This window comes from Caulobacter sp. ALps2, assembly GCF_058681635.1.
On record NZ_CM178743.1, the window covers coordinates 580,571 to 596,740 of the forward strand.

Here is a 16,170-nt window from a genome sequence, read left to right on the forward strand (position 1 = left end):
CCGGCCCGCAAAGGGACGGAAAAAGAATGAGCCAGCCTGTCGAGCGCCAGCGTCGTCGTACGACCCAGAGCGCCACGATCCGTGACGTGGCCGCTCGCGCGGGCGTCTCGCCGATGACCGTGTCGCGAGTCATCAATCGCGAGAGCACGGTGAAGGAAGAGACCCGGGCCCTGGTCGAGAAGGCCATCGCCGACCTCAACTACGCCCCCAATCCCGCGGCTCGCAGCCTGGCCGGCAGCGCCCCGTTCCGTATCGGCCTGCTCTACGACAATCCCTCGACCGGCTACCTGTCGGAATTCCTGGTCGGCGCGCTGGACGAGAGCAGCCGCACCGGCGCCCAGATCGTCATCGAGAAATGCGCCGAGCCCGAGCTGGCCGGCGCCACCCTGACCCGCCTGTTGAAGACCGGCGTCGACGGCCTGATCCTGCCGCCGCCCCTGTGCGAGTCGCCCCAGGTCCTGGCCGAGGTGAAGGCCGCCGGCGCGGCCGCCGTCGCCGTGGCGCCGGGCACGACCAGCACCGACATGGCCACCATCCGCATCGACAACGAGGCGGCGGCCTACGAGCTAACCCAGCACCTGCTGAACCTGGGCCACAAGCGCTTCGGCTTCATCAAGGGTCACCCGAACCAGACCGTCAGCCAGCAGCGCCTGGACGGCTTCATGGCCGCCCTCAAGGCCGCAGGCGTCCCGATGGAGGACATCCGGGTCGAGCAGGGCTACTTCACCTATCGCTCGGGCCTCGAGGCCGCCGAAAAGCTGATGGCCCGCGAGCCGCGCCCCACCGCCATCTTCGCCGCCAATGACGACATGGCCGCCGCCGCCGCGGGCCTGGCCCATCGCCTGGGCCTGGACGTGCCGGGCGACGTGTCGATCGTCGGCTTCGACGACACCTCGATCGCCGACAACATCTGGCCGGCCCTGACCACTGTCCACCAGCCGATCGCCGCCATGGCCCGCGCCGCCGTCGACCTGGTGCTGGAAGAAATCCGTCGCCACCGCGATGGCGGCGGCGAACCGAGGCAGCTGATGCACCCGCACACCCTGATCGTGCGGGATTCCAGCGGGCCGGTGAGCGAATAGACCGCCCTCTCTCTTTGAGAGAGGGCGGGGCCCGCCGCGTAGCGGTGGGAGGGTGAGCAACTATGTTGTTGATGTGGTTTGCATGGTCCAAGGCTGCTGTCTGGCCAGAACGAGGTTGGCGGCCTCGATGAGCTTTCGCATGACGGCGACGATGGCGACCTTTGGGGGCTTGCCGGCCTTGAGCAGGCGGCTGGCGAAGGCCTTGAAGCCTGGGTCGCAGCGCTTGGCGGCGATGGCGGCGAGATAGAGCATTCGGCGGGGTCGGTTTCGACCGCCTCCAATGAAGCTCTGGCCTTTCCATTGACCCGATTGCCGGTCGAACGGGGCGACGCCGAGCAAGGCGGCCGGCTGGCCGCGCCGCATGGCGCCAAGCTCGGGCATGCGGATCACCAGGCTGGCGGCGACGATCGGCCCGACGCCGGGCAGCGACAGCAGCAGGCGGTAGCGCGCCAGAAGATCGGCGCGGGCCTTGATCCGAACGAGGATCTCGGCGGCCAGTCTGGCCTTGAGACGCGACAGGCTCTGGATCTGCTCGCCCATCGCCTCGACCAGATCCGGCAGGTCGACGTGCTCCATGAAGGTCTTCAGCTCGGCGGCCTGGTCGGTAATCTGCTCATAGGCGGTCAAGCGTTGGGCCAGTTCGACCAAGCGCGGGTCCTGGGCGGCTCGAACCGCCTCGACCTGGGCTGTCGCCGCCGCGATCAGGGCCGCGTCCAGCCGGTCGGTCTTGGCCTTCCAGCGCTTGAGCCGAGCAAAGAGCCGAACCTCCAGCGGCTGGTGGACGATCACCTCAAAGCCCGCCGCCTCCAGCCTCGACCGCGCCGCCCGCTCGTAGCCGGCCGTCGCCTCCAACCCCGCCCGGACCACGCCTTGCTCGACCAGCCAGGCGATCAGCGCCGCCAGGCCCGCCTCGTCGTTGCCGAACCGACGCGCCTCCTCCTGGCCGTGGATCGCCACGTCCAGCCAAGACTTGCCCACATCGATCCCGGCGATTGTCGTGTTACGCTGCACCCGTTCCATCGACCCATCCTTGTGGCTTCGGACCCATCCGTCCCTGCAACCATCCGGGTCATGAAACGTCGGCGGCGGCCCTGCTCACCCTCAGCGCCCAACGCTCAGGGGCTATCGGCCCCTCCGCCGACTGCCCGCTTGGCGTTGGCGCGCCAGGCGGGCGTCCCGGAAGACCGCAACACCTTACGACAATCGCCCACAGACAAGGGGAAAAGCCGCTCGCCGAAAAATCTCGATTCCTTAACTTGAAAACAAAAGGCGAACAAAATTCTCTGGCGGCATGCGCCACACCGTCCTCGCCCGCCACCTCCGTCGCGAACAAACTCCTGCCGAAGCGCACCTATGGCATCTCGTTCGTGGCCGCCGCCTGGCGAACGCCAAGTTCCGCCGCCAAGTCCCCATAGACCGCTTCATCGCCGATTTCGTGTGCGTGGAGGCCAGACTGATTGTCGAGCTTGATGGCCGTGTTCACGATGATGAAGAGGCGCAGCTCAGGGATATCGAGCGCACCGCCATACTGGAGGCGTGTGGTTATCTCCTGGTCCGCTTTTCCAACAGCCAGGTGCTCAATGCTCCGGGCGAGGTCGCCGACTCCATTATCGCCACGCTTCGGGCGGCTCACCTCTAGTCCCCTCACCCTCCCACGCCTGCGGCGCGGGCCCCGCCCTCTCCCAGGGGAGAGGGTGAAATAAGATTGGTCTGACAAGCCGCTTGCCGTCTACGCATGTTAGCGCTACCAAGCATCTGACGAACGAGCGCCGCCGATGTATCGGCAGCCTTGAGACGCTCGAACAAAGGGGAGACGACGCCGTGGGCGTGAGTGAATTCCTTCCGGAAGACTGGAAAGACGCGACTCTGCTGGGTCGCATCGACTTCGGCGATGGCCCGACGCCCGTGCTGGTGCGCGGCGGCCGTGTCGAGGATGTCTCGAAAATCGCCCCCACCGTCGCCGACCTGATGAACGCCTTTGGCCCCGGCGTCGCGATCCCGCGCGGCGAGGACAAGGGTCCGCTGGAAGCCCTGGACATCCGTCCCGTCTGGGAAGACGCCGACGGCGCCGCGCCCGTGAAGCTGCTGGCCCCCGTCGACCTGCAATGCCTGAAGGCCGCCGGCGTGACCTTCGCCGTCTCGACCCTGGAGCGGGTGATCGAGGAACGCGCCCGGGGCGACGCCGCCGCCGCTCTGAAGATCCGCGAGCAGCTGTCCGAGAGCATGGGCGGCGACCTGCGCGGCGTGAACCCGGGTTCGGACGGCGCCGAGCGCCTGAAGCAGACCCTGATCAAGGACGGCCTGTGGTCGCAGTACCTTGAGGTCGCCATCGGCCCCGACGCCGAGATCTTCACCAAGGGCCCGACCCTGTCGTCGATGGGCTGGGGCGACCATGTCGGCGTTCGTTACGATAGCCACTGGAACAACCCCGAGCCGGAAGTCGTGCTGCTGTGTGACGGCTCGGGTCAGATCCGGGGCGCCTCGCTGGGCAACGACGTCAATCTGCGCGACTTCGAAGGCCGTTCGGCCCTGCTGCTCAGCAAGGCCAAGGACAACAACGCCAGCTGCGCGATCGGCCCGTTCTTCCGCCTGTTCGACGACACCTTCGCCCTGGACGACGTCCGCTCGGCCGAGGTCGAGCTGAAGATCACCGGCCGGGACAATTTCGTGCTCGACGGCAAATCGAACATGAGCCTGATCAGCCGCGATCCGGCGGTCCTCGCGGGCCAAGCCTTCGGCAAGCAGCACCAGTACCCGGACGGCTTTGCTTTGTTCCTGGGCACCATGTTCGCGCCGATCCAGGATCGCGACACGCCCGGCCAAGGCTTCACCCACAAGGTCGGCGACCGCGTCCGCGTCTCGACCGCCAAGCTGGGCGTGCTCGAGAACGAAGTCACCACCTGCGACAAGGCCCAGCCGTGGACGTTCGGCATTTCGGCCCTGATCCGCAACCTGGCCGGCCGCGGCCTCCTCTAATCCAGATCGAAGGAGCTCGGCGATGACCGACACCCTGCGCCACTATATCGGCGGCGAACGCGTCGCCGCCGACGCTCCGGCCGAGAGCCTGAACCCATCCAACACCAACGACGTCGTCGCCAAGGTGCCTATGGGCGGCCAGGCCGAGGTCGACGCCGCCGTCGACGCGGCCAAGAAAGCCTTCCCGTCGTGGTCGGAAGCCTCGCCGGAAGTCCGCTCGGACCTGCTGGACAAGGTGGGCAGCACCATCATCGCCCGCAGCGCCGAGATCGGTAAGCTGCTGGCTCGCGAAGAGGGTAAGACCGTGCCGGAGGGCATCGGCGAGACCGTCCGCGCCGGCCGCATCTTCAAGTACTTCGCCGGCGAGGCCCTGCGCCGCCACGGCCAGAACCTGGAAAGCACCCGTCCGGGGGTCGAGGTCCAGACCTACCGCCAGGCCGTCGGCGTCTTCGCCCTGGTCACCCCCTGGAACTTCCCGATCGCCATCCCGGCCTGGAAGGCCGCTCCGGCCCTGGCCTTCGGCAACACCGTGGTGATCAAGCCGGCCGGCCCGACTCCGGCCACCGCCAACGTGCTGGCCGACATCTTCCAGGAAAGCGGCGCGCCGGCCGGCGTGTTCAACATGCTGTTCGGCCGCGGCGCGATGGGCGACGCCCTGATCAAGCACAAGGACGTCGACGGCGTCTCGTTCACCGGCTCGCAAGGCGTGGGCGCGCAGGTCGCCGCCGCCGCCGTGGCTCGCCAGGCCCGCGTGCAGCTGGAGATGGGCGGCAAGAACCCGCTGATCATCCTGGACGACGCCGACCTGGAACGCGCCGTTGCCATCGCCCTGGACGGCTCGTTCTTCGCCACCGGCCAGCGCTGCACCGCCAGTTCGCGCCTGATCGTCCAGGATGGCATCCACGACAAGTTCGTGGCCCTGCTGGCCGAGAAGGTCGCCGCCCTGCGCGTCGGCGATGCTCTTGACGCCAACACCCAGATCGGCCCGGCCGTCTCCGAAGACCAGATGGAGACGAGCTACAAGTACATCGACATCGCTCGCGGGGAAGGCGGCCGCCTGGTCACCGGCGGTGACCGTCTCAAGCTCGACAATCCGGGCTGGTACGTGCAGCCGACCCTGATCGCCGACACCCAAGCCGGCATGCGGATCAACAATGAGGAGGTCTTCGGCCCCGTCGCCTCGACCATCCGCGTCGGGTCGTACGAAGAGGCCCTGGAGATCGCCAACGGCGTCGAGTTCGGCCTGTCGGCCGGCATCGCCACGACCTCGCTGAAGTACGCCCGTCACTTCCAGCGCCACGCCAAGGCCGGCATGACCATGGTCAACCTGGCCACCGCCGGCGTCGACTACCACGTGCCGTTCGGGGGCACGAAGAGCTCCAGCTACGGCGCCCGCGAACAGGGCTTCGCGGCGGTCGAGTTCTTCACCCAGACCAAAACCTCCTACTCGTGGTCGTAAGCAGCATGTCGTCAGCCATCTACCCCAGCCTGAAGGGCAAGCGCGTCGTCATCACCGGCGGCGGCTCGGGGATCGGCGCCGGCCTGACCGCCGGCTTCGCCCGCCAGGGCGCGGAAGTGATCTTCCTCGACATCGCCGACGAGGACTCCAAGGCGTTGGAAGCCGAGCTCTCGGGCTCGGCCATTCCGCCGGTCTACAAGCGCTGCGACCTGATGAGCCTGGACGCGATCAAGGCGACCTTCGCCGAGATCGGCGACGTCGATGTGCTGGTCAACAACGCCGGCAATGACGATCGCCACAAGCTGGGCGACGTGACCGGCGCCTATTGGGACGAGCGGATCAACGTCAATCTGCGCCACATGCTGTTCTGCACCCAGGCCGTCGCGCCGGGCATGGCCAAGCGTGGCGGCGGCGCGGTGATCAACTTCGGTTCGATCAGCTGGCACCTGGGTCTGGAGGACCTGGTCCTCTACGAAACCGCCAAGGCCGGCATCGAGGGCATGACCCGGGCCCTGGCCCGGGAGCTGGGTCCGGACGACATCCGCGTCACCTGCGTGGTGCCGGGCAACGTCAAGACCAAGCGCCAGGAGAAGTGGTACACGCCGGAAGGCGAGGCCGAGATCGTCAAGGCCCAGTGCCTGAAGGGCCGCCTGGTCCCCGAGAACGTCGCCTCGCTGGTGCTGTTCCTGGCCTCGGACGACGCCTCGCTCTGCACCGGTCATGAGTACTGGATCGACGCGGGCTGGCGCTAGCCGGCCCCGCTGGCCGGAATGGCTGTTCGACGAAAGGAGGTCTTCCCTGGAAGCCCTCTCGGCCTTATCGAACGGCCAACACCGGTTCTACGGAGACTTCGAGTATGAGCGCCGCCACCTGCGTCTGGGATCTGAAGGCCACTCTGGGTGAGGGCCCCATCTGGACGGGCAACGCGCTGTGGTTCGTGGACATCAAGGGCCACAAGATCCACCGCTATGAGCCCGCCACCGGCGACGCCTTGACGGTGAACGCGCCCGAGCAGGTCACCTTCCTGGCCCCGCTGGCCGTGGGCGGCGGCTTCCTCGCCGGCCTGAAGTCGGGCCTGCACAAGTTCCACCCGCTGTCGGGCTTTCAGAAGATGATGGAAGTCGAGGACCCGGCGCTGGACAACCGTCCCAACGACGCCACCGTCGATGTCCAGGGCCGCCTGTGGTTCGGCACCATGCACGACGGCGAGTTCACCAAGAGCGGTTCGCTCTACCGCATGGACGCGACCGGCGTGGCGCGGATGGACAAGGACATCTGCATCACCAACGGCCCCTGCGTCTCGCCCGATGGCAAGACGTTCTATCACACCGACACCCTGGAAAAGACGATCTTCGCCTACGACCTGGCCGAGGATGGGACGCTGTCGAACAAGCGCGTCTTCGTGCGGATCGCCGTCGGCGACGAGGTCTATCCGGACGGCTCGGTGGTCGACGCCGAAGGCTATGTCTGGACGGCGCTGTGGGGCGGCTTCGGCGCCATCCGCTTCTCGCCCGCCGGCGAGGCCGTGGCCCGCGTCGAGCTGCCCGCGCCCAACGTCACCAAGCCTTGCTTCGGCGGGCCTGACCTGAAAACCCTTTATTTCACCACCGCCCGCAAGGGCCTGAGCGACGAGACCCTGGCCCAGTATCCGCTGGCCGGGGGTCTGTTCGCGGTTCAGGTCGATGTCGCGGGCCAGCCCCAATACGAGGTTCGCCTTGTCTGATCGCACGCCCCGCCGGTTCCGGTCCCGCGATTGGTTCGATAATCCCGACCATATCGACATGACCGCGCTCTATCTGGAGCGCTTCATGAACTACGGGATCACGCCGGAGGAGCTGCGCAGTGGCAAGCCGATCATCGGCATCGCCCAGACCGGCAGCGATATCTCGCCGTGCAACCGCATCCACCTCGACCTGGTGACGCGCGTGCGCGACGGGATCCGCGACGCCGGGGGCATTCCCATGGAGTTCCCGGTCCATCCGATCTTCGAGAACTGCCGTCGCCCGACGGCGGCGCTGGACCGGAACCTCTCCTACCTGGGTCTCGTCGAGACCCTGCACGGCTATCCGATCGACGCCGTGGTCCTGACCACCGGCTGCGATAAGACCACCCCGGCCGGCATCATGGCCGCCACCACGGTCAACATCCCGGCCATCGTCCTGTCGGGCGGTCCGATGCTGGACGGCTGGCACGAGAACGAGCTGGTCGGCTCGGGCACGGTGATCTGGCGCTCGCGCCGCAAGCTGGCGGCCGGCGAGATCACCGAGGCCGAGTTCATCGAGCGCGCCGCCTCCTCGGCCCCCTCGGCCGGCCACTGCAACACGATGGGCACGGCCTCGACCATGAACGCGGTCGCCGAGGCCCTGGGCCTGTCGCTGACCGGCTGCGCGGCCATCCCCGCCCCCTACCGCGAGCGCGGCCAGATGGCCTATCGCACGGGCCAGCGGATCGTCGACCTGGCCTATGAGGACATCAAGCCCAAGGACATCCTGACGAAGAAGGCCTTCGAGAACGCCATCGCCCTGGTGGCGGCGGCCGGTGGCTCGACCAACGCCCAGCCGCACATCGCGGCCATGGCGCGGCATGCGGGCCTGGAGGTCACCGCCGACGACTGGCGCGCGGCCTACGACATCCCGCTGATCGTCAACATGCAGCCGGCCGGCAAGTATCTGGGCGAGCGCTTCCACCGCGCCGGCGGCGCCCCCGCCGTGCTGTGGGAACTGCTGCAGCAGGGCCGCCTGCACGGCGACGTCCTGACCGTCACCGGCAAGACCATGGCCGAGAACCTGGAAGGCCGTGAGACCCACGACCGCGAGGTGATCTTCCCCTATGCCGAGCCGCTGGCCGAGAAGGCTGGCTTCCTGGTGCTGAAGGGCAACCTGTTCGACTTCGCGATCATGAAGGCCAGCGTCATCGGCGCCGACTTCCGCGACCGCTACCTGAGCGAACCCGGCCGTGAGGGTGTGTTCGAGGCCCGGGCCATCGTGTTCGACGGCTCGGACGACTATCACCACCGGATCAACGATCCCGCGCTGGCGATCGACGAGCACTGCATCCTGGTGATCCGCGGCGCCGGCCCGATCGGTTGGCCGGGCTCGGCGGAAGTCGTCAACATGCAACCGCCGGATCACCTGCTGAAGAAGGGCGTCATGAGCCTGCCCACCCTGGGCGATGGCCGCCAGTCGGGCACCGCCGACAGCCCCTCGATCCTCAACGCCTCCCCGGAAAGCGCCATCGGCGGCGGCCTGTCATGGCTGCGCACCGGCGACACGATCCGCATCGACATCAACACCGGCCGCTGCGACGCGCTGGTGGACGAGGCGACGATCGCCGAGCGCCGCAAGGAAGGCATGCCGGCCGTGCCGGAGACCATGACTCCCTGGCAGGAAATCTACCGCGCCCACACGGGCCAGTTGGAGACCGGCGGGGTTCTGGAGTTCGCCGTGAAGTACCAGGACCTGGCGTCCAAGCTTCCCCGGCACAATCACTAGAAACGACGAAGCCCCGGAGCGATCCGGGGCTTTTTTGTTAGTCCTCGGCGAATGTGCGCTGCTCGGCGCTGATGCCGCTCTGCTCGAGCACGTCGTTGGCTATGGCCAGCACCGATTCCGCGTCCTGGCGCGAGCGCGAGACCAGCACGATCTCTTCACCGACCGCGACGGCCCAGCGATCGCCGTAGCGGCGGACGGAAAGGTTTCGGTTCTGGTCGGACATAGACGGGCTCAAGAAACTGAACCCAAGGTCGAGGGGTAATTTGGCCAGAGCATGGCAGCTTGACCGCGTTGCCTCGGAGACGCCTCATGGTGAACGGAGGGGCTCATGACATCGCAGGAACTCGAGGACGGTCTCGCGGCCATGGAAGCGGCCGCGCGCGAGGCGATTGCCTACCGACGCGGGGTGGCCGCCGCCGAGACGACGCCCGTGGCCAACTATCGCGAGATGGTCGCCGCATTCCATGCGCCCCTGCCCGAGGCGCCGGGCGAGCCGGGCGCCGTCATCGAGGACCTGATCCGGCTGGCCACACCCGGGATCCGCGCGGCGACGGGGCCACGCTTCTTCGGCTGGGTGATCGGCAATTCGCATCCGACCGGGGTCGCCGCCGACTGGCTGGCCGCCGCCTGGGGCCAGAATGTCGGCAACCTAACCTCGGCCCCGGCCGCCGCGGCGATCGAAACGGTGGCGGCCGGTTGGCTGCTGGAGATCCTGGACCTGCCACGCGAGGCCTCGGTCGGCTACGTGACCGGCGCCACGGTCGCCAACTTCGTCTGCCTGGCCGCCGCGCGGTCGGAAGTCCTTCGCCGGGTGGGGTGGGATGTCGAGGCCGACGGCCTGTTCGGCGCGCCGCCGGTGCGAGTGCTGATCGGCGCCGACGCCCACGCCACGGTGTTCTCGGGGCTCAAATATCTTGGCCTGGGCGCCAGGCGGGTGACCACGGTCGAGACCGACGACCTAGGCCGCATGTTGCCCGCCGCCTTCGAGCGCGCTTTGGTCAGCGGTGATGGCCCCGTCATCGCCATCGCCCAGGCCGGCCAGATCAATACCGGCGCCAGCGACCCCTTCGCGGAAATCGCTCCGATGGCCAAAGCCGCCGGGGCATGGTTGCACGTCGACGGCGCCTTCGGTCTTTGGGCGCGCGCCGCCCCTGCGCGCGCCGCGCAACTGGATGGCGTGGACCAGGCCGACAGCTGGGCCACCGACGGCCACAAGTGGCTGCAGACGCCTTATGACTGCGGCTTCGCCATCGTCCGCGACCCCGAGGCCCATCGCCGGGCCATGGCCATTTCGGCCAGCTACCTGCCGCCCGCCCAAGGCGCCGACCGCGAGCCCTCGGCCTATGTGCCGGAGCTATCGCGGCGGGCGCGAGGCCTGGGAACCTGGGCCATGCTGCGTCAGTTCGGCCGCGCCGGCGTCGCCGAACTGGTCGAGCGCGGCTGCCGCATCGCCCAGTCGATGGCCGCCGCTCTTGCGGCCGAGCCCGGCGTCGCGCTGGTCCGCGAGGTGGTGCTGAACCAGTTCATGGTCCGCTTCGGCGACGACGACGCAGCCACCCTGGCCACGGTCGAGCGCATCCAGGCCGACGCCATCGCCTTCATCGGCGCGGCGACCTGGCGGGGCCACTGGGTGATGCGGGTGTCGGTTTCGTCGGCCGCGACCACCGATCGCGACGGCGCGATCACCGTGGCGGCCGTGCTCGCGGCTTGGCGCGCGGTTCGGACAGTCGGTAAACAAGCCTGACCACTCACCAGAAGGCTAACGAAGTCCTAAAAAACCTGCGGTGAATTGTAAAATTCTCTCGTAGGTTGAACTCAAAATAGGGCGTATAACAAAAGCACGGGGGGCCCCGTTTCTATTGTGCGTTCATGATGTTGGCAGCGAACCGCCCTCTCGATCGACGCTCTGAATCGCCGGCCCTGGTGGTCGTGACGACGATTTTACAGCTATCGCTGGTCGTGGTGGTCTGGCTGCTGGCCCTGATCCCCGCCGCGATCGCCGCCTTGACCGTGCTGATCTTCAAGACCGTGCGCGGCGCACTGCGCAAGACGCCGGTCGTGCTCCCGTCCGCGGGGACCGATCGATGAGCGTCCGCCTCGCCCAGGCTCCGGATCTCGCGCCCCTGGCCCGCCTCTGGTGGCAAGGCTGGCGCGACGCCCATCAATCGCTCGCCCCAAAGGCCCTCGTCGCCCGCCGCACCCTGGACAGTTTCATCGACCGCATGGCGCTGGCCCTGCCTCGCGTCCGCACGCTGGGACCGGTCGGCGCGCCGCTGGGCTTCCACCTGATCAAGGACGACGAGCTGAACCAGCTCTATGTGGACGAGGAGTTTCGCGGCGCGGGCATCGCCACCATGTTGATGGTAGACGCCGAGGACCGCCTGCTGGACGCCGGGATCACCACGCCTTGGCTGGCCTGCCCCATCGGCAACGCCCGCGCCGCCCGCTTCTGCCAGAAGGTGGGCTGGAGCCTGGCCCGCCCGCAGGCCATCCCGACGGAGATCCCGGGCGGCTGGTATCCGCTCAAGGTCTGGCGCTATGAGAAGCAGTTGGCTGAGCCCTCGGCCTGGGCCGGCCGCGCTGAAAACGAGCTGTTCGTGTCGCGGCCTATCGGCGAACGCGCCAGCCAGTTGGAGGAACGCCTTCATAGAGTGACGCCATGGACCTCCGTTCCGCCGACCCCTCCGAACTAGATGTCCTGGCCCGCCTGTGGTGGCGGGGTTGGCGCGACGCGCACCTCACCCTGGTCCCCGCGCCACTTGTCGCCCTACGGACGCTGGAGAGCTTCACCGACCGCATGGCCGCCGCCTTGCCCGGCGTCCGGGTGCTGGGACCGGTCGGCGCGCCGTTGGGCTTCCATCTCCTCAAGGCCGACGAGTTGAACCAGTTCTACCTGGCCGGCGAGGCGCGGGGCACCGGCGCGGCCGCCGCTCTCATGGCCGACGCCGAGACGCGCCTGCTCGCGCTTGGCGTCGCCACGCCCTGGCTAGCCTGCGCCATCGGCAACGCCCGCGCGGCCCGCTTTTATGAAAAGACCGGCTGGACCCTCGCCCGCGTCGAGACCGTCCCGACCGAGACCTCGGCGGGTTGGTTCCCGCTCCAGGTCTGGCGCTATGAGAAGCGACTGGCCTAGCCCGGGCCGCCGCCGCTGAAATCGAACTGCTCGGGCCGCGCCCTGCCGCCGCCAAAGGCGTAGCTGAAGCCGAAGAACACCGAGCGGACATTGGCGCTGCGGCGGGTGCGGTCGCGCAGGGTCGGGGTCTCGGTGACGACCACCTCCTGGAACCAGTCCGCCGCGTCCTGGGCCGTGACCACGACCGAGAGCTTGTCGTTGACCTTCCGGCGGTAGCCCAGGTTCAGCATCTTGAACGGCTCGCGATAGCCCTGCGGCGTGATCCGCTTGCCAGAGCTGAAGACGTTGACCTGGAAAAAGTCCTTCGGCGTGGCCTGCCAGTTCAGGTTGGCGCGGCCCGACAGGGTCGTGCCCGAGCGCGTGCGGGAAAAGCCCAGATTGGCGGCGTCGATCTCGTTCCAGAACATGTTGCCGCTGAGATTGTAGGTCAGGGTCTTGGTCAGCCGGCCATTAGCGACCAACTCCAGGCCGCCGCTGCGGCTCTTGCCCAGGTTCTCGCGGGTGGTCAGGAAGACGCCGCCGCCGAGGTTGCTGACGACATCCGTCACCCCGTCCTTGGCGTCGCGGAAATAGGCCGTGGCCAGGTAGGTCGTCGGCCCCTTGCGGTACTGCCAGCCCAGCTCGAACGAGTCGGTGATCTGGGGTTTGAGGTTCGGATTGCCCTGCCGGTAGTTGTAGGGGTCGATATAGACCCGATACGGATGCAGGTCCTGGGCGCCCGGCCGCTGGACGCGACGGCTGAAGCTGGCGCTGAGGTTCTGGTTCTCGTTCAGGCGATAGCCGGTGTGCAGGGTCGGATAGACCTTGAAGTAGCTGTTGTCGGCCTTCACGGCGTGGGTGACGTCGTTCAGGTCGATCTGAACCTGCTCGGCCCGCAGACCGCCCTGCACCGTGAAGTCGCCGAACGGCCGCTCGTAGGTGACGTAGCCGGCATAGACGTCCTGATCATAGAGGTAGCGGTTGGTTCGCGCCGGGTCGGTCACCAGGCCTGCCGCCGTGGCGCCGCTGGCGCCAAAGTTGGTGAAGTCGTTGCTGGAGAGCTCGAAGTCGACGCCGGTCTTCAGCTTGACGTCCTTGGGCAGCGGCTTGGTGTAGTCCAGCTTGAAGTTCGCCCGCTCCTGGTCGACGCCCAGGCCGACCTGCTCATAGACGGTCCCGCCGGGCATGTTGACGGTGCGGGCGTCGAAGTCGCGCTGGAAATCGGTGATCTCGTACTCGATGTGCGAGGTCAGCAGGTGGTCGGCGCCCTTCAGCTGCCGGCGCCAGTCGGCGCTGACGGCGGCGTTGTCGCGGGTCATCTCGCCGTCCAGGTCGCGGACATAGGCGCGGGCGGTGGCCCCGGCCGCGTTCTGGGCCGAGTAGGTCTCGTGGATGTCGCTGTCGAAGGCGATGCGGCGGTAGCGCGCCTCGCCGCTGATACGGTTCTGCTTGTCGAGATCGTAGTCGGCGCCGCCGCGCAGATTGACCATGCCGCCGGTGTTGTCGACATCGGCGTCCTGGGTGCTGGGCAGGAAGCGGCCACTGGTGGCGTCCAGGGTCTCGCGCTGGATCAGCTGGCGGGCGTCCTGAGTGTCGCGCCGGTAGCTCGCGTCGCCCGACAGGGTCAGCTTGCCGTTGCGGCGCGTGGCGCTGACGCCGCCGTTGTGGCGGCCTTGGGTGTCGGCGTTGAATCGGAAGGTCCCGTTCGTGCCCGGCTTCATGGTCTTCTTGGTGACCAGGTTGATGATCCCGGCCGAACCGTCCGGACGGAAGGCCGCCGAGGGATTGGTCATCACCTCGACGCGGTCGATCTGGTCGGCCGGCATCGACATCAGGGCGTCGCCCTTGCCCTCGCCGGTGAACTGGTTGCTGGGCTTGCCGTCGATCATGATGGTGACGTTGGCGTCGCCGCGCAGGCTGACATTGCCGCGTACGTCGACCTCGACCGAGGGCACGTTGCGCAGGGCGTCGGCGATCGAGCCGGTCTTGGCCGCCAGGTCGTTGGTGACGCTGTAGCTGCGACTGTCGATCGAGGTGCGGGTCGCGGTCGAGTCCGATGTGATCGTCACGCCCTCGACGGCGGTCGGGGCGTCCCTCGCCGGAGCCTTGGGCGCGGCTTGAGCAGCCGCCGCGGGAGCGGTCTGCGCATGGCCAGCGGCCGGCGACAGCGCCGTCGCGGCGACGAAGAGAGCAAGCTTCAGACGCACGGATATCCCCCAGGAAGCGGAACCGGCGCCAAGGCGACACCGGCATCATTACAAAATGTACATGTGTAAAGTCGAGCGTATCGCACTTAGGCCCCGCTTCTGGCCGCAAGACAAATATCTTTTCCGCAATGTTCGGCCTCGCGCGTCCTACTCCCTGACGTTGCGGAAACTGCTATCCAAGGGCCGCAGGGGTGAGTCTCGTGCGCTGTCAGGGGGCCCTAAGAACCGCCGCTTGCGCGCTGATACCGGTAACACTAATGTCGCCGGCAACTAGAGGTCCGACAAGGACCATAGGGCATCAAACGGGCCGCACAGGCCCAACGGGGAGGACACCTGTGGCTTCAGTTTCCAACGCCGGCCCCAGCGCCGGCATGAGCGCCGATGGGGGCAAGGTCAACATGGCCTTCGTCGCCGGCATCGTCGCCGTCGCCACGATCGGCGGCTTCATGTTCGGCTATGACAGCGGCGTCATCAACGGCACCCAGGAAGGCCTGAACAGCGCCTTCAATCTCACGGAATTCGGCACCGGCCTGAACGTGGCCGCCATCCTGATCGGCTGCGCGATTGGCGCTTTCGCGGCGGGCCGCCTGGCCGACGTCTGGGGCCGCAGGACCGTGATGATCATCTCGGCCGTCCTGTTCATCATCAGCGCCCTGGGCACGGGCGCGGCCCACACCTCGACCATCTTCGTCATCTTCCGCCTGATCGGCGGCCTGGGCGTCGGCGCGGCCAGCGTGCTCTGCCCCGTCTACATCTCGGAAGTCACGCCCGCGAACATCCGCGGCCGCCTGTCGTCCGTGCAGCAGATCATGATCATCACCGGCCTGACCGGCGCGTTCCTGGCCAACTACGTGCTGGCCCACACCGCCGGCAGCTCGACCGCCGATTTCTGGCTGGGCCTGCCCGCCTGGCGCTGGATGTTCTGGATGCAGGTCATCCCCGCCGGCGTGTTCTTCCTGTGCCTGTTGGGCATCCCGGAAAGCCCGCGCTACCTGGTCGCCAAGGGCAAGGAAGCCGAAGCCGAGAAGGTCCTGTCGCGCCTGTTCGGCGAAGGCCAGGGCGCCAAGAAGGTCGCCGAGATCCGCGCCTCGCTGAACGCCGACCACAAGCCGAAGTTCTCGGACCTGCTGGATCCGGTGACCAAGAAGATCCGTCCGATCCTGTGGGCCGGCCTGGTCCTGGCGATCTTCCAGCAGTTCGTCGGCATCAACATCGTCTTCTACTACGGCTCGGTGCTGTGGCAGTCGGTGGGCTTCACCGAGGACGACAGCCTGAAGATCAACATCCTGTCGGGCGCGCTGTCGATCCTGGCCTGCCTGGCCGCCATCGGCCTGATCGACCGTATCGGCCGCAAGCCGCTGCTGCTGATCGGCTCGGCCGGCATGGCCGTCACTCTCGGCGTCCTGACCTGGTGCTTCTCGACCGCCACCACGGTCAACGGCGCCCTGCACCTGGACGGCAGCGTCGGCCCGATCGCCCTGGTCGCCGCCAACCTGTACGTGATCTTCTTCAACCTCTCCTGGGGTCCGGTCATGTGGGTCATGCTGGGCGAAATGTTCCCGAACCAGATGCGCGGCTCGGCCCTGGCCATCGCCGGTTTCGCCCAGTGGATGGCCAACTTCGCCATCTCGTTCAGCTTCCCGGCCATGGCCAAGCTGAGCCTGTCGGCGACCTATGGCTTCTACGCCGCCAGCGCCGTGGTCTCGTTCTTCCTGGTCCAGAAACTGATCCACGAAACCCGTGGCAAGGAACTGGAGGCGATGGAGGGCTAAGGCTCGCCGTCACCGACGAAACAGAACGCCCGGGGTCATCTCCCGGGCGTTTTTTTGTGCGGATTTTCCGG

The 16,170-nt window shown here is 67.6% G+C and carries 15 protein-coding genes; 12 read left to right on the forward strand and 3 right to left on the reverse strand.

Annotation, left to right across the window (positions count from 1 at the left end; all coding sequences use genetic code 11):
* Positions 1-26 precede the first annotated feature (26 nt).
* Positions 27-1,082, forward strand: coding sequence for a transcriptional regulatory XylR (xylR, locus tag ACW173_RS02610; protein WP_492083340.1), 1,056 nt, complete (start codon positions 27-29; stop codon positions 1,080-1,082).
* A gap of 60 nt (positions 1,083-1,142) precedes the next feature.
* Here the strand turns inward: xylR and ACW173_RS02615 are convergent, their stop codons facing one another.
* Positions 1,143-2,102, reverse strand: coding sequence for an IS110 family RNA-guided transposase (locus tag ACW173_RS02615; protein ID WP_492081387.1), 960 nt, complete (start codon positions 2,100-2,102; stop codon positions 1,143-1,145).
* Positions 2,103-2,373: 271 nt separating this feature from the next.
* Here ACW173_RS02615 and ACW173_RS02620 point away from each other — a divergent pair, with 271 nt between their 5' ends.
* The 6 genes from ACW173_RS02620 (at position 2,374) to xylD (ending at position 9,008) form a co-directional block, all read left to right on the forward strand.
* A complete protein-coding gene (locus ACW173_RS02620; protein WP_492083341.1) occupies positions 2,374-2,721 on the forward strand; it encodes an endonuclease domain-containing protein in 348 nt (115 codons plus the stop codon).
* Between the two features lie 182 nt (positions 2,722-2,903).
* Positions 2,904-4,058 (forward strand): fumarylacetoacetate hydrolase family protein, encoded by a 1,155-nt coding sequence (locus tag ACW173_RS02625; RefSeq protein WP_492083342.1) that lies wholly within the window; start codon positions 2,904-2,906, stop codon positions 4,056-4,058.
* 22 nt (positions 4,059-4,080) lie between these two features.
* Positions 4,081-5,517, forward strand: a complete 1,437-nt coding sequence (locus ACW173_RS02630) for an aldehyde dehydrogenase family protein (RefSeq protein WP_492083343.1) — start codon at positions 4,081-4,083, stop codon at positions 5,515-5,517.
* A 5-nt stretch (positions 5,518-5,522) separates the two neighbouring features.
* Positions 5,523-6,269: a D-xylose 1-dehydrogenase gene (gene xylB / locus ACW173_RS02635; RefSeq protein ID WP_492083344.1), complete on the forward strand. Its 747-nt coding sequence runs from the start codon at positions 5,523-5,525 to the stop codon at positions 6,267-6,269.
* 104 nt (positions 6,270-6,373) lie between these two features.
* Positions 6,374-7,240, forward strand: coding sequence for a D-xylonolactone lactonase (xylC, locus tag ACW173_RS02640; RefSeq protein WP_492083345.1), 867 nt, complete (start codon positions 6,374-6,376; stop codon positions 7,238-7,240).
* Positions 7,233-9,008: a xylonate dehydratase XylD gene (gene xylD / locus ACW173_RS02645; protein WP_492083346.1), complete on the forward strand. Its 1,776-nt coding sequence runs from the start codon at positions 7,233-7,235 to the stop codon at positions 9,006-9,008. Before xylC ends, xylD begins: the two co-directional genes overlap by 8 nt.
* A 37-nt stretch (positions 9,009-9,045) precedes the next feature.
* Here the strand turns inward: xylD and ACW173_RS02650 are convergent, their stop codons facing one another.
* Positions 9,046-9,231, reverse strand: coding sequence for a hypothetical protein (locus ACW173_RS02650; RefSeq protein ID WP_492083347.1), 186 nt, complete (start codon positions 9,229-9,231; stop codon positions 9,046-9,048).
* Between the two features lie 105 nt (positions 9,232-9,336).
* Here ACW173_RS02650 and ACW173_RS02655 point away from each other — a divergent pair, with 105 nt between their 5' ends.
* From ACW173_RS02655 to ACW173_RS02670, 4 genes are all read left to right on the forward strand, one after another.
* Positions 9,337-10,752 (forward strand): pyridoxal phosphate-dependent decarboxylase family protein, encoded by a 1,416-nt coding sequence (locus ACW173_RS02655; RefSeq protein WP_492083348.1) that lies wholly within the window; start codon positions 9,337-9,339, stop codon positions 10,750-10,752.
* A gap of 185 nt (positions 10,753-10,937) precedes the next feature.
* On the forward strand, positions 10,938-11,096 hold the full coding sequence (locus ACW173_RS02660) for a hypothetical protein (RefSeq protein WP_492083349.1): 159 nt from the start codon (positions 10,938-10,940) through the stop codon (positions 11,094-11,096).
* Entirely contained in the window at positions 11,093-11,701 is a 609-nt protein-coding gene (locus tag ACW173_RS02665) for a GNAT family N-acetyltransferase (protein WP_492083350.1), read from the forward strand. The genes ACW173_RS02660 and ACW173_RS02665 overlap by 4 nt, the downstream gene beginning before the upstream one ends.
* On the forward strand, positions 11,668-12,141 hold the full coding sequence (locus ACW173_RS02670; RefSeq protein ID WP_492083351.1) for a GNAT family N-acetyltransferase: 474 nt from the start codon (positions 11,668-11,670) through the stop codon (positions 12,139-12,141). Before ACW173_RS02665 ends, ACW173_RS02670 begins: the two co-directional genes overlap by 34 nt.
* On the opposite strand, the gene ACW173_RS02675 is transcribed toward ACW173_RS02670, so the two are convergent.
* A complete protein-coding gene (locus ACW173_RS02675; RefSeq protein WP_492083352.1) occupies positions 12,138-14,327 on the reverse strand; it encodes a TonB-dependent receptor domain-containing protein in 2,190 nt (729 codons plus the stop codon). The genes ACW173_RS02670 and ACW173_RS02675 overlap by 4 nt on opposite strands.
* A gap of 335 nt (positions 14,328-14,662) precedes the next feature.
* Here ACW173_RS02675 and ACW173_RS02680 point away from each other — a divergent pair, with 335 nt between their 5' ends.
* A complete protein-coding gene (locus ACW173_RS02680; RefSeq protein ID WP_492083353.1) occupies positions 14,663-16,099 on the forward strand; it encodes a sugar porter family MFS transporter in 1,437 nt (478 codons plus the stop codon).
* Positions 16,100-16,170 lie beyond the last annotated feature (71 nt).